A 26,362-nucleotide genomic window follows, 5' to 3' on the forward strand; every position below is an offset into this window, starting at 1 on the left:
AAACGGAGATCTCGGGGCCAAGGTAGTGGTTACATCCAATTGCACTATTGCGAAAAACAGACCCGCTCCGGCAAAAAATCCTATGAACAGTACTACTATCACTATGAGCTTGAAGTGGGGAAAAAACGGGTTAAACGCTCTGCCTATATCCCTAAGGACAAGCTAGATGTGGTGGAGGAATGGGATAGGAAAAAACTGGATGTAGTCCTGATTCTGCAATATCTTGGCAAGGTGACGGACTAATTAAACCCAACAACGGCGATCAATTAATCCCGTCCGGCGAGTTGGTGCAGATTTGTTAGTTAACCCCTAGTAATTTTTGTTGATTCTTGGTCTTCTGCCGACAGCTATGTAGGCTTTTAATCAAGAATGAACGAAATAAAGAAATAAAGAAAAGTTGGAGTAGGTTAAATTGAAATCCCTGGAAAGCTTGTTTTTCAGGGAAATAACCTGTTCAAGACTAAGTAACGAAATGACGAAAGCAAGACTTAAAGCAAAGACCGAAACTTGGCAGAAAGGACGAATTAACGAAAACAAGAAATATATTAGTGAAGTCACTCTAGACTTTTCCCATGATCAAAACGGCCTATATTGTCTGCGGCAGTCCCGGTGCTGGCAAAACCTTCTATGGCAAAGAACTAGCCAAACTCAAGCAAGCTACTTTCCTAGATATTGATACAGCAACAGAACGGCTTGTGAGGTTAGCCCTCGAACTATCAGGTCAAGATCCCAATGATCGTGATAGTCCCTATTTCAAGGACCACTTTAGGAACCCAATTTACGAGCAGTTATTTGACATCGCCCAAGATAATTTGCTTTGGAACGATGTGGTCATAGCAGGGCCTTTTACCAAAGAAATCAAAGATCCAGACTGGGCTAATAAGTTATCAACTCGTTTAGGAGTTCCCGTTCAAGTTCATTATGTTTTTTGTCTACCCTCAATTCGGCAAGCCAGAATCAGAGATCGTAAGAATCCTAGAGACTTAGCCAAGTTAGTCTCCTGGGAAGACTACCTACGTTATTACGAGTCCGAGCCACCACCAGCTTGTGAACATATTTTCATTGACAACACCCTTGATAAAGAAATCAAGAAATAAAGAATTCTGCCATGGGCACAAATAGCTTAATCTAGGGTCATAGCAATAAATAACGAAAATAAGAAAACACGAAATGAAGATAATTGCCGTGACTGGCTATAAGGGAGGAGTTGGTAAAACCATCACCTCAATTCACATTGCTCGTTATCTGGCCGACAAGGGAAAAGTTTTGTTGATTGACTCTGACCCTAACCGTTCGGTGGAGAAATGGGCCGCCCGTGGGGAAAATGAACCTCCGTTCAAGGTCAAAAATGAAAAGTCTGCTCCGGCCCATATTGCCGGGAATGATTTTTTAGTTTTGGACACCCCCGCCCGGCCCGATAGTAATGAACTCAAAGAAATTAGCCAAGAGGCCCATCTAACAATTCTGCCCTGTGTACCGGATGCCATTAGTCTTGACCCAATGCTTCAGATGTTTCAGGACTTATACCCTGGTGCCATCTATCGAGTTTTGATTACCATTGCCCCTCCTTATCCCAGTAAATCAGCCGATGAATTGCGGTCTGTTCTGGCTGAAAATCAGATCGAAGTTTTTAAGGGATTTATCCGACGCTCTGCTTCGGTGGTTAAAGCCATTGATATGGGAGTCACCACTGCGGAAATGAGGGGACGAGATCACTACCCCTGGCAAGATTACAAAACCATCGGCAAGGAAATTATGGAGGTCATCAATGGGAAGGCTCAGTAAAGTGTTTGACACGGCTAAGGCAGAATCCTTACCAGAAACAGAAATAACGAAAGCAAGAAGTAACGAATTCGTTAATCTTAATTTTAAGGTAACTCCAGAAATGCGCCGTAAGCTCAAACAGTATGCCGCCAAGCACGATCTTTCCCTCAAGGAAGTTTTTGAAGCGGCTCTGGATTTTTACATTGAGCATCATCCCTAGCCCGAAAAAATTACTAGGGGTTCAGCAAAAGTGTCAAAATTTTTTGCTAGGGGTTCCAAATGATGACTATAAAAATTACTAGGGGTTTGGGATGAAAGATAGCCGTTATCCCCCAGACTGGCCTCAGTTAGCTCTGGACAAAAAGCAGTCTGTTGGTTGGGTCTGTGAACGGTGCGGGGTGCAATGTCTTCGGCCTGGGGAGGGGAAGGGTCTGCTAAAGGAGGAACGGTATAGGCTTAGGATGGCGGTGCATCACTGCGATTATGATCCTGGAAATAACTCCCCCAGTAATTTGATGGCCCTATGCTCTCCCTGCCATCTTCATTATCACCGCAGGCAACGGGGGAATATTTCACTGGGGCAATTATCGTTGGAATTTTACTAGGGGATAAGAATGCCGAAAACTCCTGACTGCGACTACTGCCAGTTTTACGCCCATGATCTCCATCTGGTTTGTGTGGTGTATCTTGTACAGAGAGAGTTTAAGAGATTAACTGTTTATGAAACCTTTGTAAGATCATTAGAATGTGTGACAGTAAGATGATCGCAACAACATTTCAAGAACCAATTTACATGGTTAAAACCGTTGAATCTTTATCAGGCACATTAGAAAAATATGACACAACGATTAATGTGATAGGGGGAATTAAGGATTACAGTGCCATATTTAAGGTTATTAATTCGTACTTTGATGGGGGAGACTCAGTTAATCAGCTAATTTATCAACGAAATGAATTCAACTTACGTACCGATAAAAGTCGGCAGCGTATTGAAAAAGCTATTGTCAAAGCATTTTTAAACTTTAAAAATCCAGACCATCAACAATTCGTCAAAGGCTTATTAGCAGAACATATTCCTTGGGCGGATAAACAAATGGTTTTATTTTGGCACTTTTCGCTGAATAATCGCTTATTTCGCGAGATTTCAATTCAGGTATTTGCTAAAATATATCATTCCGGTAGAGTTAGTATCAATAAAAATGATATAATTGCCTACTTAAAAGACTTTATTGCTACGGAAGAAACTAACCAAATTAGTTGGTCAGAATCGACAATTAATACCTTGGCAACAAAATATTTAAATTTGATGACTAAGTTAAGATTTTTGAAACCCAAGCGGAATAAAATCTTTGAAGAAATAAAGCCTTCTTCCCAATCATTAGTTGTATTTCTTTATTTTGCTAAATTATTTGATCCCGATGACCATGATATTTTCAAAAATCAATTTTTACCTCTTTTACTCATTCATCATCAAGGGGTTGTAGAACGTCTCAAAAAGTTGGCAATGAGAGGCTTCTTTAATATGGATTTTAATGGTGTTTCTTTAAATATTGACTTAACCTATCCTTACCAGGAGATTAGTAATGTCCTTTATCGCTAATCATCAGCAAAAATTTACTGATTTAATGTTTAATTTAGAAAATCAAGAACAGCTAAAAAAACAAGCAAATGGAGGAAATAGTATCATATTTAGCTACCCGCCCTATGAGGAGTATTTATACATCCAAAAAGCCAAAGAAATTTATCGTAATAAAGTAGAATTTATTGACATCAGTCGTCTATTTGTTAACTTTATTGATCAAGGAACTTGGGAAGAGTTTAGAGACTACTATAATGATTTTCGTAGTAGTCCTCATTTAGTTTTCCATTCTGATGATGCTGATATAGACTTATTTGATTTAATTATTAGTGAAATTAAGATCGCTTGTGAAAATGATCGGATTCCGTTTTTAATTAGGACAGGATGTTTATTAGGGACGGGCATTGATAATGTCAACATTATGGAGCATCCAGTTGTGATGGGCTTAGCTCATCCTTTAGTGGTTTTCTATCCATCAATAATCGAAAATAGTAATCTTTATTTTTTGGGTTTCAAGTCTGCTTCAAATTATCGTTGCATATTAATTTACTAAGAGATTAATTATGACTCAAATCACAGAATTATTAACGCTAAAAATTGATGAAGATATTAAAAATGTTATTGACTTAGAAGATCGTTCTGAGCTAGAAATTCAACAGGAGATAGAATCCTATATCGTGACAGAAGGAATTGGTCGTCATCTTTATAATTTCACTAACCAATTCACGTCTAATATCAAAGAGACTGGCGTTTGGATATCAGGGTTTTATGGCTCTGGTAAGTCTTATTTTGGTAAAATGTTAGGCTATATTTTAGATAATCCGCTCATCAACGGGACTTTAGCTAGGGAACGTTTTATTCCTCGTATTAAAGGAATAGCTGATGCCAGTTTAATTGAGAACTCGATCAGAAACCTTGCTATGGTAGATTGTCGAGTTATTTTTTTAGATATTGCTAAACAAAATACCGATAACGGATTGGCATGGACTTTATTTGCTAATTTGCTGAAAAGTTTAGGTTTTCGAGAAGATGTTTATGGCTATATGGAGTTTGATTTATATGTCGATCGCCAATATAATCGTACCAAGGAAATTGTCAAAAATCAACTGGGACAGGATTGGGAAACCGTAAAACGGAGTAATCGTCAGGTTGCTAAATTAATGCGCCAAATTTTTTTAGCAATGGATTACAGTGAAACTAATTATACAGAAACCTACAATACTTATAATGCGGCGATCGCCAATTTTTCAGCGAGTAAGTTTAAGGAAGAATTGGAGAAATATTTAACATTTAATCCTGATGAACGGTTGGTGTTTATTTTTGATGAAGCCAGTGAAGCCATTAGTCAACATAAATTTAGTTTGCTAGATTTAGAGGGTATTAGCGAAGCTTTATCGAGTATTAGCAATCGTGTTTGGACGATCGCCATTGCCCAAGAGAAGTTAGATACGGTTATCAATAATGCTAATGTCAATCGTAGTCAATTAACCAAGGTCACTGATCGCTTCAAAACTAAGATTCATCTAGAATCTACAGAAGTTGATGTTATTATCCGCAATCGTCTATTACAAAAAACAGAAGTAGGGGAACAGATTTTAAGGAATTATTACCAACAGAAACAAGGTTTAATCACCGATATTACTAACTTAAACTCTACTTTCCCCACGAAAACAACGAATGTGGAAGAGTTTGCCACCTATTATCCGTTTCATCGCTATCAATTTGATATTTTACAGAAATTTCTTTTTAGTTCTAATGCCTTGGTTGCGACCCAGATTGCGGCCCGGGGAATGATTATCACCACGTTTGACGTACTCCGCAAACAAATGCGAGATACTACGGTGTTTAACGTGACACCTGGCTATGCTATTTGCTCAGAGGCCCAAACAGCCCCGCCGATTGATCTAGCAAATAAATACGATACAGCTAGGAAAATATTAATTGAGCAAAACAGTGAAATTGAAGGCAATAAACTGCTGAAAACTCTCCATTTATTAGCAGACTCGGATGTCGTTGCTCCCACAATTGAGAATATTACCAAGAGCTATATTACAGATATTAGTAAGTATTATGACATTAAACCAAAAATTGAAGAGGCGCTTAACCTATTACTGGACGCTAAAGTTTTATTATTTTCCAATAATAACTGGAAAATTACCTCGGATTTGGAAGGTAAAATTCTCGAAGAAATGCAGAACTTCACCGATGATTTGACGCTAAAAAAACGAGAGATAATTAACTATCTTAAGGATTATAAGCTGTTTACCTCTATTGCTCAATTTAATGACGGTGAGGATTCGTTTCGGTTTAGTGTTTTGTCTGATCAAGAAGACGAATTAGTCAGCTCTGGCAATAAGCAGCTAAGAATCATCGTTTATAGTTTGTTTAATATCAATGATAATCGCCTGGATTTTGTCGAACAAAAAAAATTAGAAACCCAATATCAAAAAGAGTTAGCAACGCTGATTCCTGACAACCGTGAATTTGCACAAATCAGTAAACTGATTGGGGAGATCTTACGTTATGGGTTTATTGAAGATAAATACAAATCTGATCCAGATCCGAACAAACGTAAAATTATGCAAAATTTCGGTATAATTCGAGAAGAGAAGGAAAGAGTGTTACGCAATAAACTGGAAGGAGCTTATCGCAATGCGTCGTTAATCTATCTCTACGATGAATTATTGCTGAATGATAATACCTTCAAAAGCACCATTGGCGAGATTCAAAAACAGATTGTCAAAAATATCTACACCAAACGTTTAGCCAGTCAATTGAATGATGCGTTAGCTGTCAAAATCTTTACGACCCGCAATGATGGCCTCTCTCGATTATTTTCAGGAGAAGATTTCAAATTTTTTGATAGCCATGGCAACTTTATCGGTGATCGCCTGAAGGTAGTGGAGGAAGTCACCGCTCCTCTCAAAGGTCGTTATGTGGATGGCAAGGGTTTGGAAACGGAATTATCAGGGCCGCCCTGGGGGTTTAGCTTTGGCACTCTTATTTGTACCCTAGCTGCCCTTTTCCGAGCGGGACGCTTAACGGTTAAATATGCTGGCGGAACCTACTATTCTCCCGATGAAAAAGCAGTGCAGGAAGCCTTTAAAAATACCACCAAGTTCAAATCAGCTTCCTTTAAAGCAGTCACCGCGACCCTGACGGCTGTGCAAAAACAGCAGGCGGTGGAGTTATTGCTAGATCTTGATGTGGAAAAGCACACTGGGCGTAAGGTGGACTGGAGCATTAACGACGTGGAGTTAGCCTTCAGCGTTGAAGCCTTGGTAGGGCATTTTATTCAAGCGCTCAACACGCTCACGGAAACGATCGCCGAATTTGAGCTGCTCTTTGCCTCGGTAGCCGCCCAAAAAGCAGTATTACAAGGATTTGCCGGTAAGGTTACCGAAAATAATCACCTGGAGAAAGTGGAATATCTGTTAACCAATCGGGACGCTTTCCAGGGTGCCATTCAGGTCATTCTCAAAGGGCAGTCCTTTATTAAAACCCAATTCCCGAAAGTGAAGGAGTTTAAGCGTTTTATTGAGGCAGTAACGGCGGAATTGAACAAGGCCGATCGCCAGGATGTCACCATCAGCCAAACCCAGGCAGAATTTGAGCGACTATATCAACAGGATCTGGTCAATCATTATGGCGCACTGCAACAACAGGCCCAGATCGTCAAGGATAGTTATTTCCGTTTGCTGAAAACGGGCACCGTCGGTATGACCCAGGCTTATCAGGTGTTGAACGGCAAAGTGGACGGGGCAATGCGGGAATTGCAGGATTATCCGGCGGAGCTGAATCAACAAAATCGGCAAAAATTGGAGGTATTAAAACGGTATTGCGGCGATCGCCAGGTGGAGGAGCCAGTATTAGACTTTGGTATTACCTGTAAAAAATCGGGTTATTCGTTATCGGATGTGTTGAACTACACAGCTTTAGCCCCTAGTAAGGAAAGTGAGTTACTGATTATTCAGAGTTCCTTTAAGCGGGAACCGACTCCGGTGATTGAGCCTGATCCGTCGGGAGTGGTGGTCAAGCCTCCCCGTCAGGTCAAGGTACAGTTTCCCCGAGGGGTGATGACGGTGGCGGGTTATCGGTCTTGGCTCCAGTCAGAGTTACAAAAACTGACAGCGGCTAGTGCCCAGGAGGCAATTGAGTTAGACCTGGAGGGGGAAGATTGAGTAAAATTGGATAACATGAGCAATTGTAAGGAGATGTACCGATGAAAATTGACTTAAGGACAGAGTTACGTCAAAAAATCGACCATCTATCAGATGAACAACTGGAACTATTTACAAAAATTGCTCATTTTGTTGAACAAAAGGATCTGAATGATCTAAAGGAATATGAAGACTGGACTGATCAGGAGTGGCGGAAATTAGCATTGCAAGCTCTTTGGGATGATGATGACGTTGAGTACACACTAGCGGATGCTAAGGAAATTTACCAACGATGAATCCTGGTGATGTTGTTTTTGTTGATTTTCCCTACGCAGATCAAGCATCAAGCAAACTAAGGCCAGCCTTGATTATTGCCATCATTCCTGGAAAGTATAACGATGTGTTAATTGCGGCAATTTCTTCTCGTCTATATCAAGCTATTTCTAACTTTGATGAACTAATTAAGCAAACAGATGATGACTTTGAACTGACTGGTTTAAAGATTCCTTCATTAATACGTTTGGGAAAATTGACAAGTGTTGAATCTCAAATGATTTCAGCTCGTTTGGGTAACATTTCTTCTGAAAGGTTAGCCCAGATCAAGGAACGGGTAGCTGATTGGCTTACGGATAAAATAATTCCGCAATTACCTCTGAGCGATGAACAGGTTTGATGTTTACAGATTTTCAAAAAAGTAAAGTTTTCTAATATCAAGTAAATTATGATGTCTGTATCAGAAAGTTATCGCCAATTATTAGCCCAGTTTCCTGCCCGTCCCATTAATACGGAGGAAGAACTGGATGCTACCCAAGCGGTCATTGATCAACTACTCGACAAACCAGAGCTAACTCCTGATGAAGCAGATTATTTAGACCTCTTGGGAACCTTAGTGTATGACTATGAACAACAGCAAGATCTGATGCCTGATATTTATGGGGTGGAGTTGTTAAAAGTTTTAATTGAGGAGCGGGGACTCAAGCAAAAAGAATTAGTGCCCATTTTTAAAACGGAATCTATTGTTTCTGATATTCTGCGGGGGAATCGTCAGCTTACCACCCGTCACATTCAGGAATTATCGGCTTATTTTCACCTGTCCCCTGCGGTTTTTTTTCCGGCAGTCTCGTCTTCTGCAATGGCAATCGCCTAGGATCTAAACCATGAAGTTAGCGGATCATGTTCAGCAGTTACGGCAGTTAATCGAAGCGTCCTTTGATAAGACCTTGGCGCGGTTGGGTATTGGCAAAACCCAGTCCTTGGCGGTGGAAAAGTTGCCAGATCATTTGCGACTCCAACGGTTACGGCTCGATGAGATGTTAACCAATCACACGGGGGAGGTGGGGGGTTACGAGTTGGCGCGGGCCAAGTTGTTGGATGAGTTGACGTTTACGTTGTTTAACCGGCTGGCGGCGATCAAGGTGATGGAGGCGGCGCGGTTATTTCCCCCCATTTTGACTAAGCAGGCGGAACACGGCGATCGCTCCTTTGGCCATTTGGCGTGGTTGGAGTTGAATGCCGATGGGCGGGGGTTGGAGTTGGAAGGGATTGATGTTTATTTACAGTCGGAGTTTGATAAGTTGGGGCGGATGTTGCCGTTATATGCCCAGGATTATGCGTTTGGTTTGTTGCCTGATGCGATTAGTTTGAATGGCATTATTGAGCAGTTTAATCAGGTGGAAAAAGATCCCCAGGTGGGGGCAGAAATTTGGCTGAGTGATGATGTGTTGGGCTGGCTTTATGAGAGTTACAATGCCCAGAAGAAGCAGGCCCATAAGGACAGTAAGGCAAAGACGGAGTTTGATAAGGTTTCGTTACAGTCCCAGGTTTATACACCCCGCTGGGTGGTACAGTTTTTGGTGGAAAATTCTCTAGGAAAACTATACCTGGAGATGTTTCCCAATTCGCCGATTCGGGACCGGTTTAAGATTGCTAATGCTCCGACAGTAAGGGAAAGGGAGCCGCAAGCTTTAACTAAAATTAAGGTGATTGATCCGGCCTGTGGATCGGGGAATTTTTTACTTTATGCGTTTGATTTTTTCTATGAGTTATATCTGGATCAAATCAACACTTATGGGGCGGATTATGAGGAAAAGGAGATTCCCCAGTTAATTATTGAGCATAATCTCCACGGCATTGATCTCGATGACCGGGCAGTGCAGTTGGCGCAGTTGGGGTTATTTATTAAGGCCCGGCGGCGCTGTCGTTCTTTGGCGTCGTTACGGTTTCGGGTGGTGTCTTCGGATTTCTTTTTGCCGGACTATGGCACGGTGCGGGATATTTTTGAGGAAGGTAGTGATTTAGATGGGGATCAGCGGCAGTTGATCCAATCGATCTGGGGGGATTTACGCAATGCCTATAAGTTTGGTTCGTTAATTCGGTTGGATGAGAAGTTACGATCGCGCATTAGTTTTTTTCAACAGCAGATTGCGGCAGGGGATAATCCTTTATTGGCCAGTGCTTTTTTGGAGGAAGAGAAGGATTTTGCGACGAAGTTTTTTGCCAATTTACGTCAAGCCATTGCCGGTTATGCCCAGGGGGGAGGGAATCAGTTTTTGAGTGATAAGACGGCGGATGCGGTGACGTTTTTGGAGGTGTTAAACAGTAAGTATGATGTGGCGTTGGCGAATCCGCCCTATACGGATAGTAGTGATTTTGGGGCGAATTTGAAGGGGTTTATTGATGAGAATTATAAGAAGCCGGAGAAGTTTAATACAAATTTATATGCGACGTTTATTAAGCGGTGTTATGAGTTGACGAATGAGGCGGGAAAGCTGGCGATGATTCATCCCCGAACTTTTATGTTTATCAAGACGTTTGATGATGTGCGTAAGTTTATTTTAAATAATGTTCACGTTAATATTTTTGTTGACTATAGCTTGAGTAATCTATTTGGATCGATTATGGTTGATCCTGCTTTTTACATTTTAGAAAAGGGTATTAAGAAAGAAAAAGAGTCTTTATTTATTTCTTTGGATCAATATACGAGAACACCTAACGAAAAGTTTAAGAAAGATTTCTGTTTACAGGCTTTAAATGATCATATTGCTGGGATTGAGAATGAGCATAATTACGTTATCCCCCAAGCAAAGCTAAAGATCATCAAGTCTTGGCCGTTTATTTATTGGATCTCCGATGAATTTCGAGCAAAGTTTGGAAAACAGACCATTGAAAGTTTTGGTTCGGCTAAACCTGGATTACAAACAGGAAGTAATGAAAGATTTTTACGTTTTTGGTGGGAATTAGATCGGGAAAAATTATCTAGTTCAATAAAAGATGATTTAAGATGGAAAAACTATGCAAAAGGTGGTGATTATCAGAAATGGAGCGGCAATTTATCGCTTTACATTGACTGGGAAAATAATGGGGAAAAATTGGAAAAATACGCAAAATCATTATTGAGAAATAGTCAATTTTATTTTAAGGAAGGAATCACTTATTCTGCATCTGGTTCCAAAGGTGTTTCATTTAGATATTTACCAGAAAATTGTGTTTTTGATGTCGGTGGTGCAAGCATATTTTTAAATAATAAAGAATATACTTTTTATACAATTTCCCTTCTTAATAGCATTGTATCAAAATATGTAATTAATTGTTTAAATCCAACAGTAAATACCCAAAAAGGAGATATTGATAGAGTTCCTTTTGTAGAATCAAATGAAGTTTTAAAGGAGTCGATTATAAAATTAGCTCAGGTAAATGTAAGCATTATTAACAAAAAAAAAGCTTATTCAATTATCGAACAAAAATTTCGACAACATCCTCTTTTAAATCTTGATTCATGGCAAAAAAACTTATTCAATTACTTTAATTATGAAAACCATCTATTAACCCAAGTCCTGATCAACGAGGCCATCATCAACGAAAAAATCTTTGAAGTTTATGACCTCACTGATCACGATAAAGCCATGGTGCTGGCCAAAGAAGGGGAAAGCATTGGCGGTTTACCCGTTGACCCCACTGCTCGTACCGCTTACCTAGCCGAAACCGAAGCAACCCAAGAATTTCCCCTGGATCACATTCGAGACTTTATTGAGGCTTCACCCACCAAAACCTTTAGCCCCGAAGAAAAGGCCGAAATTGAAAAAGGATTTCCCACCCTTTACCAAAGCAACAACGACCTGGAAGAATTTTGCATCCGCCATCAGGTTAACCCCATCAACGTTTGGTACTGGTTCCAACAAAGTAACGTCATTCCCCCCCAACGGGCCCACACCCTAGCCATGGAATTTCTCGCCGATTTAATCCGGGAAATCCTCATGGAAGATGAAGACGGCATCATTCCCCTGGTACCCAATGCTGGCGAAAAAGTCTTATTAGACCGCATCGAAGAAAAATTTCGGCAAAAAGGCTTCACCCAAGCCCAATATTCTAGCTTTGACAGCCTACTGGGGAAATCCCTGCCCGATTACCTCAACAAAAACTTCTTTGCCGAACTCTCTGATCACCTCAACTTGTTCATGTATTTGCCCAAAACTCCCTTTATTTGGCATCTTTCCAGTGGGGCAGAACAGGGCTTTGACTGCTACATCATCATCTACAAATGGAGCCGCGATAAACTGCTACGCCTGCGCTCTGTTTACCTCGAAAACCGCGAACGGGCCTTGATTAATCGCCAAACTGACCTGGCCAACAACGACAGCGCCGCCGCCCAAACCGAAAAAGACCGCATCTTTAAACAACTGCAAGAAATTGCCGACTTTAAAACCAAAATTGATGACCTCCTCGCCAGCGGTTACAAACCCATCCTCGACGACGGCGTGGGTAAAAATATCGCCCCCCTGCAACAACGCAAAATGATCCCCTATGCCGTGCTCAATCCCGGCCAACTCAAAAAATACCTCAACGCCGATTGGTGATGACCTGTTAAACCTAATCTTTAATCTTTAATACTTATAAAGAAACTACCATGCTACAACTCCAAATAAAATCTGATTCTACGAATATTGAAACCGATCAAAATTTAGTCAAAGCGGCTATTGCTTCCGAAGTTAAAAATTTGAAGCGAGCCTTAGCTAAGACAGAACACATAATTCAAGAATTTGAAACAAAATACCAAATCTCATCAGACTATTTCTTAGATAACTGGACAGCGGAAGACCTAGAAAATGGCGATGATGAATATATTACTTGGTTCGGGGAACTTCAAATGAAAACGAAGTTGTTAGAATCCCTTGAGAAACTAGAAGGAATTGAATATGTTACTTAAAGATTACCAAAATGATATTATTCGCACTATTCAAAAATATGTCGATGAAGGATGGATTACTGCTTTTAATTTCTCTGTAGATTATCGAACAGATTACCTTGGCTTTATTCAAGGAAACTTAGACTTTATAGACAATTCATCTTTATTTTTCAAAGAATATATTGACCTCCAGGGTTCACCTAGTAAAATTTCCTATTCGTTTCATTATCAAGATCACCATAACAACTTAATTTTTAGATATGATAATGCTAAACACAAACCCGATTTGGGCTACCTACATCATAAACATATTAATAACGAAATTATTGCTTCAACCATTCCCACCCTTGAACAAGTCCTTATGGAAATTATCCAAAACTATTTAATTAAGCTCTGATATTGAGGATAATTTATGGACATCAACGCCAGCATTGTCGATCAACAAATTACCGGACTACTCGAAAAATATCCTGATTGGTTTACTAAATGTAAAGACGAGAACCAAAAACGGGCCACCGCTTTTATTCTTCTTTGCATGAAAAACTGCCTTGATATTCCCATCGAAGAAACCTTGGAACTGCTCACCGATGGTGGTAACGATGCCGGTGTAGATGGCTTACACATGAGCGATGTTGAAGACGGTGAATTTTTAGTCACCTTATTTCAGGGAAAATATAAAATTAAGGATCTAGAAGGAACTTTTAACTTTCCAGAGAACGGGGTGCAAAAAGCAGTTAACACCGTCCAGACCCTATTTGATCCTGGTAAAGCTATTGACATGAACCCCAACCTCAAACCGAAAGTTGAAGAAATTCGCTCCTTGGTAATGGAAGGCTATATTCCCGATGTCCGGGTAGTTTTGTGTAATAACGGTGCGAAATGGAACGACCAAGCTCAACACTGGATTGACCAATCCCAATTACCTAAAAATCAAACCCAATGGATACATTTTAACCATGACTCTATCGTTGACATTCTCAGAAAAACGAAAAGTGTTGACGATCGCCTTTCCTTTGTGGGTAAAGCGATTGTAGAAGACTTTAATTATCGGCGTGTATTGGTCGGCAAAGTTCCCGTGTCTGAAATTGCTGAACTGTTTAATCGTCATGATGACTTGTTATTACAAAGGAATATCCGCCGCTATTTAGGATTACACGTCAATCGAGTCAATACTGCCATTCATCAAACCTTAAAAGATCCAGACAATCGCAGTAACTTTTATTTCTTTAATAACGGCATTACCATCATTTGTCAAAACTTTAGATATAACGCCCTGCAAGGGGAAAACTATCAAGTCAAACTGGAAAATATGCAGATTATTAACGGCGGACAAACCTGTAAAACCATTCAGCAAACCCTTAATGAGCCGTATTTGTTTAACGATTATGAAAATACCTACGTCATGGTCAGAATTTATGAGCTAGCTAACGACGACCAAGACTTTGTCACCGACATCACCTATGCCACCAATAGCCAAAACCCCGTCGATTTACAGGATTTACGCTCTAACGATGCTCTGCAAAAACAACTGGAAATTGGCATGGAAACCTTTGGCTACACCTACAAACGCCAACGGGAAGACCGTCTGAGTGGCCCGAATATCATTCCCAGTTCCATCACCGCCGAAGCCGTCCTAGCCATCTGGCGCGAAAAGCCTCACCAAGCCAAATTCCGCCGCAAAGACCATTTCGGCAAACTCTACGACGACATTTTTCAAGATCTCAACGCCGCCCAAGCAATCCTCGCCGTGCTCATCTTTCGCTATGTTGATAACGCCCGCAAACGGGCTAACCCCGACAACGCCCCCGATTTTTTACCCTACGCCTCCCATTACCTGGCCATGCTCATAGGTCGTCATCTTCTCAGCAGTCAGAATCTATACCTTAACCAAGTCTCCCACCGTAACTTTACCGACCTGAAACAAAGCTTTGAAACCCAGCAAGAAGACTGGCACTACACCGCCATTGAGCAAATTCAGCAAGCCCTGATCCAATGCTACGGCGATCGGCCCATTTCTCTGCAACAATTGGCCGCCACTTTCCGCCGGGGAGACTTACTGGAAATGCTGAGGGGGGTTAGCCAATGATTGACCAATGGTTTAAACAGGATTTACAAGAAATTTTCGCTACCTATGGCATTGCCGTTTTCATTGATGAATCAGGGGAAGCAGAATTTTTGCTGTCAACCCTGGGTAATGATTACGTTATCTACTCCGCCCATAGCGAAATCGAAGAACTGCATGTTAAATATTTGATTGAAAAAGAACAGCCCAGCCCTGAGAAATTTATCATTTATACTCGCACCCAACGGGAAAAACTCAAATTTATTCGGGAATATTGCGAAACCAATGGCTGTTTAGAAATTCGCTATCTACAAAATTACATCAAACAAAACGTTCACCAAACCTTAAATCTCAACATTAACTTACCCACTGAAGACTTAATTTCAGCCGCAAAAGTCAGCGTCGGTAAAGACCGCACCTACTGGTTCGACCTCAGCCATAAAGGAGCCTCAGAAATCTTTGACCTCAAACGAGAACTCCTGCCCTTTATTCACGACCCAGACCGCTACGCCCAGGAAAAATATGATGCCCAACTGCGGCAAACCTTTTACCGTAAAGTTAGCGAACTGTTGGGGCAGGATTACCTTGAAAAACCCCCCAGTACCCTCGCCACTGAAGTGGTACAAACCCTGTTTAACGGCCTGGCCCAGGGCGATTGCCCGCCACTTTTGACCGATATTTATCACACCTGGCTTGATTCCCGCAGTTACCGTTCCTCCTTGGAGTCCTACCTGCAAGGCTATAACCTCCCCCCTGGCCTCGACCTCTGGCAGGTGAGTCCCGATCATCCATTTAAAGCCGTTGATGAACAGTGGCTCCAAGCCCTTAGCCTGCACCTCCACGACAAAGCCAAAATTAATCAAATCTTGCCGCACCTCAAACAACGCCATCGCAGTCACCAAGCCCAAGCCCTCAACATGACCTTTTGGGGCGATGTGATCACCCTGTTGGAATTTGACCCCAAAAATATCAACTACCTCAGTTCCCTCGCTGAATGCGTTGAATTTTATACCCAGCATTTTTATCAGCTAGACACCGCCATTCGCCATCTTTATACCGAATTTCTCAACCGTCCAGACTTATTGGAACCCTGGCAAGCACTTTATCGAGATTATCTGGCCATCTTTCTCGACCGCTGGTTTACCTATTGGCCCAGCTACCAAGAGAACCAAACAGGTATTCTGCAAAAACTGATTGATCAAAATCCCGACACCAAAATCGCCGTCATTGTCGGGGATGGGGTCGCCTACGAAATGGCGGAACAGGTTGCCGCAAAAATGAAAGGTCAAGCCCAACTGAATCGTCAGGTCATTCTCGCCGACATTCCTTCCGAAACCGAAAATAATATGAGCCGCATTTACCTCGATAATGGGCTAATTACCACGATACATGGCGATCGGGAACGCTACCTGCTAGCCCAAAATGCTAATCTTTCCATTGATTTGACCTTGCTAGAGGCGGTTAATGATGAACCTCTATCAGGACAGGTGCTAATTTGCACCTATAAAGACATTGACGATATGGGAGAAAAACTGCAACAAAAAGCGTTGAAATACTTTGGTGACACCATTGATTTCTTTGCCCAGAAGATTAGCCAACTCCTCCGCAACGGCTACAGCAAAGTTTATTTGATCACCGATCACGGCTTTGTTTTAACCGGATTACTGACCGAAGCGGATAAAGTTACCGTTGCCCCGTCCCAGGGTGAGGCCAAAACCTCAGAACGCTATATTCGCACTGTGCAGCCCCAACCAGCTTGGTTACCCCCTTTGATCGAAGTCAAAAAAGCCTATCAGCAATTCCAGTATCTCTATTTCGCCCAAAGCATCAATCCCTTCAAAACCCCAGGACTCTATGGTTTTGCCCACGGTGGTCTAGCCCCCCAGGAATTAATCACCCCCTTCTTTTGCTGGGAACAGTCTGCCGCCATCACGTCAACCCTACCAGTGGCGATCGCCAACAAAGACGATTTAACCAGTGTTACCGGGGAATTATTTACGATCAAACTCCGCGCCGAACCGGGACAAGGAGATCTCTTCTCCGGCGATCGGCGAGTTTATTTGGTGTTTTTTGTCAATAAACAACAAGTCAATAAAAGTGACGTGTTCTCGATTCCCCAAGATATCCTAATGACAAAGGAATACACCTTTGATGGTTATCGAGAAATTGAAGTGCAATTACTTGATGCCCATACTAAACAGTTGCTGGACAAAGCCCTGGTCAAACAGAACAAAGAGCGTGACCTCGGTGGCTTATTTTAATCTTCAAATGGGAGTAATCACATCGTGGCTACACTTGACTACTTAGATCACAAACTCCTAGAACATTTCCGAGGCTATGTCGTTAAAAAAGATTTAGTCCGCTCTGTTAAAGTGGGGGCTAATGTCCCAGTCTTTGTTTTAGAATATCTCATTGCTAATTCCTGCTCTACCGACGACGAAGAAAAAATCCGCATCGGTATGAAAAATGTCAAACGGGTTCTCAGCGAACATTATGTCAACCCAGAAGAAAGTGCGTTAATTCATTCAAAAATCAGAGAAAGGGGCAGATATAAAATCATTGATAAAATTTCCGTCGAACTCCAGTCTAACCAAGATACCTACTGGGCAAAATTACAAAATAGCAACATTAAAAATGCCAATATTAGCGATGATTTAGTCAAACAGCATGAAAAAATGCTCATGGGTGGCATTTGGTCAATTATTGATGTTGAATATGATCCCAGTATTAAAAGAGGGCAGAATATTTTTCCCTTTGTGATTACAGAAATCAAACCGATTCAAATTTCCTCCTTTGACAATAGTAAAATTATCAATAAACGCCAAGAATTCACCAAACAAGAATGGCTAGACATTTTACTAAGAAGTTGCGGCTATGAACCCAAGTCTGAGGGCTTTACAGAACGGATAAAAATGCTACTGCTCAGCCGCCTTATTCCGATGGTAGAAAGCAATTTTAACTTCATTGAATTAGGGCCCCGCTCCACCGGAAAATCCTTTGTGTTTAAGGAATTAACCCCCTATGCTGTTTTAATTTCTGGGGGACAGGCAACCGTTGCTAAACTATTTGTCAATAGTGCCTCTGGCAAAGTTGGCGCAGTGGGGCAATGGGATGCTATTTGTTTCGACGAAGCCACCGACAAAATTTTTAGCCAAAAAGATGCCGTTCCCTTGATGAAAGACTATATGGAATCTGGTTCATTTTCTAGGGCAGGTGCAGGGGGAGAAATCACAGGGGTAGCCTCAATTATTCTCAATGGCAACATTAACCAACCCGTCGAAACCGTTTTACAAACTTCCCATTTATTCAACCCCCTCTCCGATGAAGTTAATTACGACACGGCTTTCTTAGACCGGATTCATTATTACCTACCCGGTTGGGAAATGATCAAATTTGCTCCCCATCATTTCACCCAGAACTTTGGTTTCAGCACCGACTACTTCTCTGAGGTGCTTAAATCCCTACGGAAAGTGACCTACACCGATGCCCTTGATCAATATTATTCTTTGGGTTCTCATCTGAAGCAACGAGACACAAAACCTGTCAAAAAAACAGTCTCTGGTTTTATTAAGCTACTTCATCCCGATGGCCAATTTACTAAAGAAGACATTCAAGAATACTTAGAAATTGCCCTAGAAATGCGAAGACGGGTTAAAGAACAATTAAAACGGATTGGCGGTATGGAATTTTGGGATACCAACTTTTCCTATATTGATAAAGAAACCCAGGATGAAATCTACGTTAGTTTACCCGAAGAAAAAGGCTCCCACCTCATCGAAAATTCCCCCCTTCCCCCCGGCGTTTGCTATACCAGCACCAGTGATGGTGAAAACGTGGCCCTAGTCAGGATTGAAACCGTCGCAGTAGTCGGATCAGGTAAACTCAATATTACCGGGGTGAATAATACCGGCGTTAAAGAAAATATTAAAAATACCTACCAGTATATCAAAGCTAATGAAAAAGCCATTTTAAGCGAAAATCACTCCCTTAAAAACTATGACATTACCATTCAAATTACTAATCTTTTAGGCGCAACCATTGCATCGGGAATAGGCTCTGCTGTTTACATTGCCATTATTTCAGCGTTATACAAAAAGAACCTTAAACCCGGTCTTGCTGTCCTAGGTAATCTATCCGTAGGCGGGGCGATCGAACGAGCCATTAATTTTGCCGACAAAGTAACTATGCTTTCTGAGAATGGAGCAAAAACAGTCATTGTACCGATGGATAATCTAACAGAGTTAGCCAATTTGCCACCAACCGTTTTAGGTGAAACTGATGTGCCATTCTATCAAAATAATCAAATGCTACTCCAAAAATCAATTTTATTAGATTGATTTTGATCAATAAAGATTATTAGCCAGCATTTTTATTGGCTATAAACATTTTGTATAACACGTATTTCCAATAAGAATTAGGCAACTGCGATATTTCAGATTCATCCAAAGGATTATTTAAGATAAATTCTAAAGTGTCTTTATTTTTAGCCGCAATTCTATGACTGCAATGCTGCGTCCCATTAATTAGTTGAATTTCATTTAAAACTCTAGGCTCTAAAGGTTCTATTTTCATCTCTTGTGGATGTAACCAAATGCAATAGTCAGAACTAATAGGAAAATAATATTCATTAATCCATTGATTGCGTATAACTGGACTTCCAGAAATAACATAGCTTAACTCATTTTTTCCGCTCAAATTTTGAATTAATTCTATATTCAATTTTTCAAATTTTTCCACATGAACGTTAGTGTACTTAAACAAATCAGCGTGAATATTTTTAACACTTTCTTTTCGATCAGCAAAATATTTTTCAAGATAATCAAAATCGCCATATCTATCATCTTTTTTTAACTGATCAATAAAATCAGTATTAAAACACTCTAGAAGTTCAATTAATTCATCATACTCTGATTTAAATCTTTCTTCTAATATTTTTTGGAGATTTTCAGATTCTTTCCGAAGTGCAATCCCCCGAAGAAATTGAAGTGAAATAATTTCACACAAATCATGTCTAAATTCAGCCCTAGACGGAATTATTTTTTGAGATAAAATTTCTCGAAAAATTCTAGCATATTTATCATCATCAAACCATTGGTCATAATTTTCTTGTGATGTTCTGAAATAGTGTCTTTCACAAAAAACCTCCTTAATTTTCTTATTTTCTATAGGTGTTTTTAGGTTTTCAGAAACACGAACAGTATAAATATTGACGGTATCCGAGGAAAAGTTCCTTAACAAGGATTGAGGGACATAGTGCTGTCTTATTACTTCTGTCATTGGTTTAAATTTTTTAGCGTTCAATATTTAATGATAGGAACCTCGAAAAATAAAGATGCTTGTTGAAAATAACTCGTTATACGAGGGTGGGTTGTCGCAACAAAGTAATTTTAATTGAGTTTTCCCTATCTTACTGGTTTATTAACTACCTCTCCTGACATTCCCTAGCTGTAAACCTCACCGTTGGGATTCCCTCCCTGAGTAGAAGGCGATCGCCAGCATAATCCCTAGCCCGATCGCCGTTATGTTGAGGGCCATCAATTTGGAGAATGACGCACTTCCCCCGATGGAAGATAAGGAAATCAACCTCCATTCGACCGTTAAGGTATTGGGCGGACACCGGGGAACCCTCAAGGGAATAACAACCTCTGGCATTGGCAAAAAATGTTACCCCCCGTTTTTGTAATTCCTGGGCCATCTTCATTTCGACCTTGGAGCGGAAGTACATCCCAAACCATTCATAGGACGTACGAACTCCTAAGCTAGCTTGATTCTTGGGTCTATCATTGACCGCTAAGGCCGTCCCCTTAATTAATGTCTCAATTTGGGACTTCAGGCGATCACCGTAATAAAGTTTCCACCAGTGAGCAGTACCGTGGCCGTCCCGTTGGTCACCATAGGCAAGGTGAAGGTCAGAGTTGAGGGGAACATTAAAGTCAGGTTTGCTGTTGCGGTAGAGCCAATCATTGACCTGTTTACGAGTTTTATGCGTTGGCAAAACCCCTAGTAAACATAGGGCAGGCTACCCTCAACGGTTCTAACTCTGTCACACGAAACCCCTGATAAAACCCTGAAATGCTTACTGCATAGTTGTTTCAGCTACGAGTGAATGATTTTACCTCTATCTTGGCAAGGGGCAGAAATGACTCAATAAACAACAATTGTGTTGATAATTACAATTTATTAAGACTTTGTTACTGCTAACTCTAGCTTGCGTTAGTATTCTGCCAGACAATACAAAATTTTTGTCTTCTATGGTCACTAATAAGCTCTCAGTTCCTGTTCCTCTGCTCCAACAATTTGAGTTTTAATATTCACCAGGATGAGTTGACTATCTCTGAGGCGATGTTGGCTGCTATGGCTTCCTATGTTGGCGATACCGAAAGGTTGCCCCTTTATTTCATTTCTTTTTATCAGTATGAATTTTACAAGTGACCTGGTTGGCGAAATTGTTGGTGGTAAGTATGATATACAAGCACCACTTGGGAAAGGGGGAAGTGGCGTTGTATATTTGGCAAAAAAACTTAGGACAAATGAGCGTTACGCAATTAAAACTCTGGCTACTGATGAAGATAATGCTATTAAACTTTTAGAAAGAGAGACAGAAACATTAAAACGCCTTAATCATCCCAATATTGTTAAGTTTGTAGAAGAGGGATATGAAAAGCGTAATAAAATCGTTTATTTGGTTTTAGAGTATTTAGATGGTCAAGATATCAAGGAATATTTTGATCGTGATATTGATTTAAAAACCAAACTAAATATATTTTTACAAATCATTTCTGGGATTAGTCATGCCCACTCAAAAAATATAATTCACAGAGATATTAAACCGGACAATATAAAAATTGTAGATATTGGCGAACAGCCTGAAGCCAAAGTATTAGATTTTGGAATAGCAATTATTACTACTACAATTTTAACTAATACGATTAGAAGCTATCACACCCCTTTATTTTCTGCTCCTGAACAAAAAAATCTTGAAGGTATTTCCAGGGATTCTGATGTGTATTCTCTTGGAATGACATTTTTATATTTATTGTCAACTCAGGAAGCTAGAATTGATTTTCAAGACAAACAAGATAAAGGTATACTTTTTCAATCTACAGAGGAAAGTTTCAGCGATTTAGATAATTCTTCAATTTTAATTGATATATTAAAACAGGCAATTGATAAAGAAAGAGAAAAACGTCCAAGGTTAGATCAGATCAGAAAAGTATTGTCTGATTTTCAAGAACAATTGACAGAATCGATTACCGTTGTTTTTAACATTACTCGTAACCTTGAACAAGAAATTAATGATAAGTATAATTATCAGAATAACATTTTAAAAATAAAAAGACATATTGAATCTTTATTTAAAAGAAATGCTAACACAGTATGTATTAAAAAAAGTCCTGATAAATTTCAAAAAAGAGACGATTCAATGACAGTTGAAGTTGCTTTGGAAGAATCATCCACATTTTATCGTGGATTTATTAATTTAGATAATTGTAATAATACTCAAATAACTATATTGTATGAGACTTCTACTATACCTGTTAACTTACAAGAGCAAATATTTGAAAATGGCTTATTAATTAAAGTTAATCCAATTATAGAAGTCGGTTCAGGAATCAAAAGGAAGACAGATTTATCTGAGCTGATTAAACAGATTATACAAAAAGAGCAACAAATACAAAATGAAATAGAAAATAATAAAGCGTTAACTGCAACTTTTGAGCAATGGCAATCTGTTATTAATCTTGAAAAGAAAATCATTAATGAAAGAAAAAAATCTTTTAGATACAAGGAAAAATCTTATGATGAGTCAAGACAAATTCTAATTTTAACATTAGAAGATGAAATTTCAATTGAAACTCTTGATGAAATAACATCTCCTCCTTTGCCTGTAACCATTTCAGTAGAAAAAAAATCCTATAATCGTAGACAAGGATTTCAAGAAGGAATTGGAAATATTATTGATGGGGACAAATCCAAAAATGGAGAATCGGTTAAAACATTACATGTTAGTATAGGTGACTTTTGCAAACCAGAGATTATAGATATTGTCTTAGAGAAGGGAAAAATTGAAACTAATTTCACGGCACAAGAATCTGAAATCAAAAAACGAGGGAAGGCACTTAGAGAAATTAGATATGGTGATTCTGAAAATGCAGAAATTTGTAAAGTTATAGTAGCTCCTACAAATATAAAACCTATTGAGCCTGTCTTGATTCATCGCTATTTTAATCAGCAACTAGATGAGTCACAACAAAAAGCCGTAGCAAAGGCTTTAGCTACAGAAGATATTTTCTTAATTCAGGGGCCACCTGGAACAGGAAAAACCTCTGTTATTACAGAAATAATTTTACAAATTTTAGAACGATATCCTAACGATAAGATTTTGATTTCTTCTCAATCTAACGTAGCAGTAGATAATGTTTTAACGAAAATTTCTCGTATTGATGATCAAGAAATAAAATGTATTAGAATTGGACGTGAAGAAAAGATAGAAGAAGAAGCTAGACGGTTTGAGGTAGAAAAAGCAATTATTAAATGGCAAGCTAAAATACGTTCTAGATCGTTAGATTATTGGCAAGAATATAAAGATAAAAATGATCAGGTATTATCAGGAATAAAAAAAATATCCCGACTAGAAAAGATTAAAAATAATAATCAAGAATTGGAATTTTTAGTTGCAAAATTAAATAAAGTTATTGCTAGGTTCAATTCAAGCTTTATTATTGACAAAGAGAATACAGCTTCTATTGAATTTTCTGATATTATTTTAGAGTCCATCTATGAAAAATTAGAATTAGAACAAAAAATATTAAATTCTATTGAAAAATACACCAGTCAGTTTGGAATAGAATATCCTGAACAAAAAGAACTACAAGATTGGATTGAAGAAGAATATGAGGTATTAAAGGAAATCCTAGGTGACAATCAAGAAAATTATGAAAAATTCATCAAGTTAGATAATTTAAACAAAGAATGGAATGATAAATTAATAAGGAAACAACAAGATTTAATCTCCTTATTTATAGATGAAATCAATGTCGTTGGTGCAACTTGCTTAGGTGTCGCTAGATTTAAAGATCGTAACTTTGACTGGGTAATTATTGATGAAGCAGGAAGATCTACCGCACCAGAAACTTTCGTGCCAATGTCTAAAGGAAAGAAAATAATTCTGGTTGGGGATCATCGTCAGCTACCACCTATTATTGAGCAAGAATTACAAGAAAGAGCCTTAAATGAACAAGAACTTCAGAAGAAAATTCTTGAGACAAGTTTATTTGAATATCTTTACGAACAGTTACCACAAAACAACAAAATAACCTTAAATAATCAATATCGAATGCATCCGGATATTGGCAATTTGGTTAGTACTATTTTTTATGAAAATACAGTTGCTAGCGAATTGGCTGATATTAAAGAAAAGCAACATAATTTAACTGTTTTTGAAAAAAGTGTTTATTGGATATCAACATCTGATGTATCTGAAGATCAGTCTCAAGAAAGACAAAATGGTAAAAGCAGAAGTAATCCTTACGAAGCAAAAGTAATTAGGGAAATCTTGTCGAAGATTCAAGAAGATTGTGAATCTAAAAATTTACGCAAAGAAGTTGGTGTTATTTCTGCATATCGTTCACAAATTAGTGTTTTAGAATCATCTGTTGCTCCTAATGATAAACAATTTTGGAAAAATTTAGATATTATTATTCATACAGTAGATGCTTTTCAAGGTGGGGAGTGTGACATTATTATCTACGATTTAGTAAGAAGCAACAAGAAAAATCAACTTGGTTTCACCTCTGATGATCGGAGATTAAATGTTGCTTTATCGCGAGCTAAACAATTATTAATTATTGTGGGCAATGATAATATGGCTTATCAAGGTAGAACACCTAATAATATAAGCAATCCTTTTAAACCATTGATTGAGTATATTGATGAGAGTCATAAATCTTGTATTCGTTTAGAGTCTAGTGAATTTATTAAATTTTAGGAGCTTAATTTATGCACTATCCAATAAAAGAAATTGAAGATAAAATTCGTAAATATCATTCTCTTCCTGAAGCAATTGTAATTGAATGTCAACCAGTCGGTTATCCTTATTATATTTTAAGTCTTGATTTAACTTATTTAAGAGATAGGAATTTGGAATTACTGGAGGAGTTTACAATGAAGTGCATTGATAAGGGCTTAAACAATATTGAAGAAATCTCTAACTTTTTAGGCTTAGGCAGTCATATTACTGAAAAAATCGTCTCAGGATTAATTTCTGGAGATCAAAATTTAATTACCAGAAATGAAAATCAATTGACTTTAACTCAAGAAGGTTTAGATGCTTTACAAAAACAAACTGTTTTAGCACTAAATTCTGACACAAGAACTTTTTATTTAGATGCTTTAAATGGAAAGTTAACAGATTATTTTAATTTTAATAATTTTGATGACAAAAAATATCCCAATAGCTCAATAAAAAAAAATATCAAAAAACCCAGAAAAGGAAATATACAGGATCTGATAAAGCATTATGAAGAAATTGAAAAATCATTGCAAGACACAAATAGCTCTAACCATGTTGAATTAGTGCAAGTTAATAGTATTGAGAAAGTGTATATTCAATGGCATGAAATTCTACTGGTTTTATATAAAACTAATCCCAATGATCAAGAAATAGAATATGAAACTTTTTCAAGAGGTAATATTCAAAAAGGATACAGAGAAACAATACAAGAACTTAAAGCTGAGGGGAAAAATGTATTAAGCTCAATTTTTGATAATGAGGGAGAAAGCGGTATCTTAAATGAATCATTTTCTGAAATAATTGAAAATATTCAAGACGAAGACATAAAACAAATTGAACAAATAAATGTGAAAATTACTTCTCTAAATGAAAATAAGGCAGATTCTTCAAGTAAAACCCTGACCCAAAAACTTAACGAAGATCAGCGAAAGCTTCAGCAAGAGTTACAAACAATAAAAGATAAAACGAGAATCTCGGAGGTGATTCATACTTGTGAAATCAGAGAATATCTTTTCACGGCATTACAACAAGCACAAAAAAGATTAATGATTGTTTCTCCTTGGATTAAGGGAAAAGTAGTAGATAATAACTTTCTGTTTAGTTTAGAACAAACTTTAAAGCGTAAGGTTGTAGTATATATAATATATGGAATAAAAGGATCAGATAATCAAAATAGTCGTTGGGCAATTAAACAGCTAGAAAACTTGATGGCTAATCATAAAAATCTCAATTTCTCAAAAACGCAAAATAGCCATCGCAAGCAACTTATATGTGATGATATATTTGCTATAGTCACCAGCTTTAACTTTTTGTCATTTAGAGCAGATCCAAACTTAACGTATAGAGATGAATTCGGAGTTGTTTTAAGAGATAAGCAGACGATTGAAGATGCCTTTCAAAGTGGGCTAAAACTTATTGAAAAATAATTGATTTTTTAATAAGTCACCAATATCTAAAAAACTTAATCTACTTAATTGGATTAGCATATGAATTTCGACAAAAACCTACAATCACGGATAATTTATTGTCCAAAATTCTTACAGGCTAAAATAGCCCTACGCGCCAAAAACGTACAATTTATTTATCCCTTACTAGTCAGTAT

21 protein-coding genes are annotated in these 26,362 nt (G+C 38.7%); 19 read left to right on the plus strand and 2 right to left on the minus strand.

What is annotated here, in order from left to right; genetic code table 11:
• Positions 1 to 39 precede the first annotated feature (39 nt).
• The 17 genes from IQ217_RS08345 (at position 40) to brxL (ending at position 19,084) form a co-directional block, all read left to right on the plus strand.
• Positions 40 to 243: a hypothetical protein gene (locus IQ217_RS08345; protein ID WP_228025741.1), complete on the plus strand. Its 204-nt coding sequence runs from the start codon at positions 40 to 42 to the stop codon at positions 241 to 243.
• A gap of 329 nt (positions 244 to 572) precedes the next feature.
• Positions 573 to 1,097 carry a P-loop nucleotide/nucleoside kinase family protein gene (locus IQ217_RS08350; protein ID WP_194019591.1) on the plus strand — a complete coding sequence of 175 codons (525 nt, stop codon included), beginning with the start codon at positions 573 to 575 and terminating at the stop codon, positions 1,095 to 1,097.
• Between the two features lie 73 nt (positions 1,098 to 1,170).
• On the plus strand, positions 1,171 to 1,785 hold the full coding sequence (locus IQ217_RS08355; protein ID WP_194019592.1) for a ParA family protein: 615 nt from the start codon (positions 1,171 to 1,173) through the stop codon (positions 1,783 to 1,785).
• Positions 1,769 to 1,984 carry a hypothetical protein gene (locus tag IQ217_RS08360; RefSeq protein ID WP_194019593.1) on the plus strand — a complete coding sequence of 72 codons (216 nt, stop codon included), beginning with the start codon at positions 1,769 to 1,771 and terminating at the stop codon, positions 1,982 to 1,984. The genes IQ217_RS08355 and IQ217_RS08360 overlap by 17 nt, the downstream gene beginning before the upstream one ends.
• Positions 1,985 to 2,075: 91 nt before the next feature.
• Positions 2,076 to 2,369, plus strand: a complete 294-nt coding sequence (locus IQ217_RS19390) for an HNH endonuclease family protein (protein WP_338116587.1) — start codon at positions 2,076 to 2,078, stop codon at positions 2,367 to 2,369.
• Between the two features lie 188 nt (positions 2,370 to 2,557).
• Positions 2,558 to 3,364, plus strand: a complete 807-nt coding sequence (locus IQ217_RS08365; RefSeq protein ID WP_194019594.1) for a BrxA family protein — start codon at positions 2,558 to 2,560, stop codon at positions 3,362 to 3,364.
• The gene (locus IQ217_RS08370; protein WP_194019595.1) at positions 3,348 to 3,896 is read left to right on the plus strand and encodes a hypothetical protein; all 549 of its coding nucleotides are present in this window, start codon (positions 3,348 to 3,350) and stop codon (positions 3,894 to 3,896) included. Before IQ217_RS08365 ends, IQ217_RS08370 begins: the two co-directional genes overlap by 17 nt.
• Positions 3,897 to 3,906: 10 nt before the next feature.
• Positions 3,907 to 7,524 (plus strand): BREX system P-loop protein BrxC, encoded by a 3,618-nt coding sequence (gene brxC, locus IQ217_RS08375; protein ID WP_194019596.1) that lies wholly within the window; start codon positions 3,907 to 3,909, stop codon positions 7,522 to 7,524.
• 41 nt (positions 7,525 to 7,565) lie between these two features.
• The gene (locus IQ217_RS08380; RefSeq protein ID WP_194019597.1) at positions 7,566 to 7,799 is read left to right on the plus strand and encodes a hypothetical protein; all 234 of its coding nucleotides are present in this window, start codon (positions 7,566 to 7,568) and stop codon (positions 7,797 to 7,799) included.
• Positions 7,796 to 8,176, plus strand: coding sequence for a type II toxin-antitoxin system PemK/MazF family toxin (locus IQ217_RS08385; protein ID WP_194019598.1), 381 nt, complete (start codon positions 7,796 to 7,798; stop codon positions 8,174 to 8,176). Before IQ217_RS08380 ends, IQ217_RS08385 begins: the two co-directional genes overlap by 4 nt.
• A 51-nt stretch (positions 8,177 to 8,227) precedes the next feature.
• On the plus strand, positions 8,228 to 8,650 hold the full coding sequence (locus IQ217_RS08390) for a helix-turn-helix domain-containing protein (RefSeq protein ID WP_194019599.1): 423 nt from the start codon (positions 8,228 to 8,230) through the stop codon (positions 8,648 to 8,650).
• Between the two features lie 10 nt (positions 8,651 to 8,660).
• A complete protein-coding gene (gene pglX / locus IQ217_RS08395; protein WP_194019600.1) occupies positions 8,661 to 12,356 on the plus strand; it encodes a BREX-1 system adenine-specific DNA-methyltransferase PglX in 3,696 nt (1,231 codons plus the stop codon).
• Positions 12,357 to 12,406: 50 nt separating this feature from the next.
• The gene (locus tag IQ217_RS08400; protein ID WP_194019601.1) at positions 12,407 to 12,706 is read left to right on the plus strand and encodes a hypothetical protein; all 300 of its coding nucleotides are present in this window, start codon (positions 12,407 to 12,409) and stop codon (positions 12,704 to 12,706) included.
• Positions 12,696 to 13,082 (plus strand): toxin-antitoxin system TumE family protein, encoded by a 387-nt coding sequence (locus IQ217_RS08405; protein WP_194019602.1) that lies wholly within the window; start codon positions 12,696 to 12,698, stop codon positions 13,080 to 13,082. Before IQ217_RS08400 ends, IQ217_RS08405 begins: the two co-directional genes overlap by 11 nt.
• A gap of 15 nt (positions 13,083 to 13,097) precedes the next feature.
• Positions 13,098 to 14,771 (plus strand): AIPR family protein, encoded by a 1,674-nt coding sequence (locus IQ217_RS08410; protein ID WP_194019603.1) that lies wholly within the window; start codon positions 13,098 to 13,100, stop codon positions 14,769 to 14,771.
• On the plus strand, positions 14,768 to 17,008 hold the full coding sequence (locus IQ217_RS08415; protein ID WP_194019604.1) for a PglZ domain-containing protein: 2,241 nt from the start codon (positions 14,768 to 14,770) through the stop codon (positions 17,006 to 17,008). Before IQ217_RS08410 ends, IQ217_RS08415 begins: the two co-directional genes overlap by 4 nt.
• Before the next feature lie 24 nt (positions 17,009 to 17,032).
• Entirely contained in the window at positions 17,033 to 19,084 is a 2,052-nt protein-coding gene (gene brxL, locus IQ217_RS08420; RefSeq protein WP_194019605.1) for a protease Lon-related BREX system protein BrxL, read from the plus strand.
• A gap of 19 nt (positions 19,085 to 19,103) precedes the next feature.
• Here the strand turns inward: brxL and IQ217_RS08425 are convergent, their stop codons facing one another.
• A complete protein-coding gene (locus IQ217_RS08425) occupies positions 19,104 to 20,024 on the minus strand; it encodes a DUF4238 domain-containing protein (RefSeq protein ID WP_194019606.1) in 921 nt (306 codons plus the stop codon).
• Positions 20,025 to 20,169: 145 nt separating this feature from the next.
• On the minus strand, positions 20,170 to 20,742 hold the full coding sequence (locus tag IQ217_RS08430) for a hypothetical protein (protein ID WP_194019607.1): 573 nt from the start codon (positions 20,740 to 20,742) through the stop codon (positions 20,170 to 20,172).
• A 420-nt stretch (positions 20,743 to 21,162) separates the two neighbouring features.
• Between IQ217_RS08430 and IQ217_RS08435 the strand changes: the two genes are divergently transcribed.
• On the plus strand, positions 21,163 to 24,735 hold the full coding sequence (locus IQ217_RS08435; RefSeq protein WP_194019608.1) for a serine/threonine-protein kinase: 3,573 nt from the start codon (positions 21,163 to 21,165) through the stop codon (positions 24,733 to 24,735).
• 11 nt (positions 24,736 to 24,746) lie between these two features.
• Positions 24,747 to 26,186 (plus strand): phospholipase D-like domain-containing protein, encoded by a 1,440-nt coding sequence (locus tag IQ217_RS08440; protein WP_194019609.1) that lies wholly within the window; start codon positions 24,747 to 24,749, stop codon positions 26,184 to 26,186.
• The last annotated feature ends 176 nt before the right edge of the window (positions 26,187 to 26,362 follow it).

Source organism: Synechocystis salina LEGE 00031, assembly GCF_015207985.1.
Classification (GTDB): domain Bacteria; phylum Cyanobacteriota; class Cyanobacteriia; order Cyanobacteriales; family Microcystaceae; genus Synechocystis; species Synechocystis salina.

Coding starts and splice junctions, on each gene's coding strand:
- IQ217_RS08440 (WP_194019609.1), top strand. CDS start 24,747: ATGCACTATCCAATAAAAGAAATTGAAGATAAAATTCGTAAATATCAT.
- IQ217_RS08355 (WP_194019592.1), top strand. CDS start 1,171: ATGAAGATAATTGCCGTGACTGGCTATAAGGGAGGAGTTGGTAAAACC.
- IQ217_RS08380 (WP_194019597.1), top strand. CDS start 7,566: ATGAAAATTGACTTAAGGACAGAGTTACGTCAAAAAATCGACCATCTA.
- IQ217_RS19390 (WP_338116587.1), top strand. CDS start 2,076: ATGAAAGATAGCCGTTATCCCCCAGACTGGCCTCAGTTAGCTCTGGAC.
- IQ217_RS08425 (WP_194019606.1), bottom strand. CDS start 20,024: ATGACAGAAGTAATAAGACAGCACTATGTCCCTCAATCCTTGTTAAGG.
- IQ217_RS08435 (WP_194019608.1), top strand. CDS start 21,163: ATGAATTTTACAAGTGACCTGGTTGGCGAAATTGTTGGTGGTAAGTAT.
- IQ217_RS08390 (WP_194019599.1), top strand. CDS start 8,228: ATGTCTGTATCAGAAAGTTATCGCCAATTATTAGCCCAGTTTCCTGCC.
- IQ217_RS08360 (WP_194019593.1), top strand. CDS start 1,769: ATGGGAAGGCTCAGTAAAGTGTTTGACACGGCTAAGGCAGAATCCTTA.
- pglX (WP_194019600.1), top strand. CDS start 8,661: ATGAAGTTAGCGGATCATGTTCAGCAGTTACGGCAGTTAATCGAAGCG.
- IQ217_RS08400 (WP_194019601.1), top strand. CDS start 12,407: ATGCTACAACTCCAAATAAAATCTGATTCTACGAATATTGAAACCGAT.
- IQ217_RS08385 (WP_194019598.1), top strand. CDS start 7,796: ATGAATCCTGGTGATGTTGTTTTTGTTGATTTTCCCTACGCAGATCAA.
- IQ217_RS08410 (WP_194019603.1), top strand. CDS start 13,098: ATGGACATCAACGCCAGCATTGTCGATCAACAAATTACCGGACTACTC.
- IQ217_RS08415 (WP_194019604.1), top strand. CDS start 14,768: ATGATTGACCAATGGTTTAAACAGGATTTACAAGAAATTTTCGCTACC.
- IQ217_RS08405 (WP_194019602.1), top strand. CDS start 12,696: ATGTTACTTAAAGATTACCAAAATGATATTATTCGCACTATTCAAAAA.
- IQ217_RS08350 (WP_194019591.1), top strand. CDS start 573: ATGATCAAAACGGCCTATATTGTCTGCGGCAGTCCCGGTGCTGGCAAA.
- IQ217_RS08370 (WP_194019595.1), top strand. CDS start 3,348: ATGTCCTTTATCGCTAATCATCAGCAAAAATTTACTGATTTAATGTTT.
- IQ217_RS08365 (WP_194019594.1), top strand. CDS start 2,558: ATGGTTAAAACCGTTGAATCTTTATCAGGCACATTAGAAAAATATGAC.
- brxC (WP_194019596.1), top strand. CDS start 3,907: ATGACTCAAATCACAGAATTATTAACGCTAAAAATTGATGAAGATATT.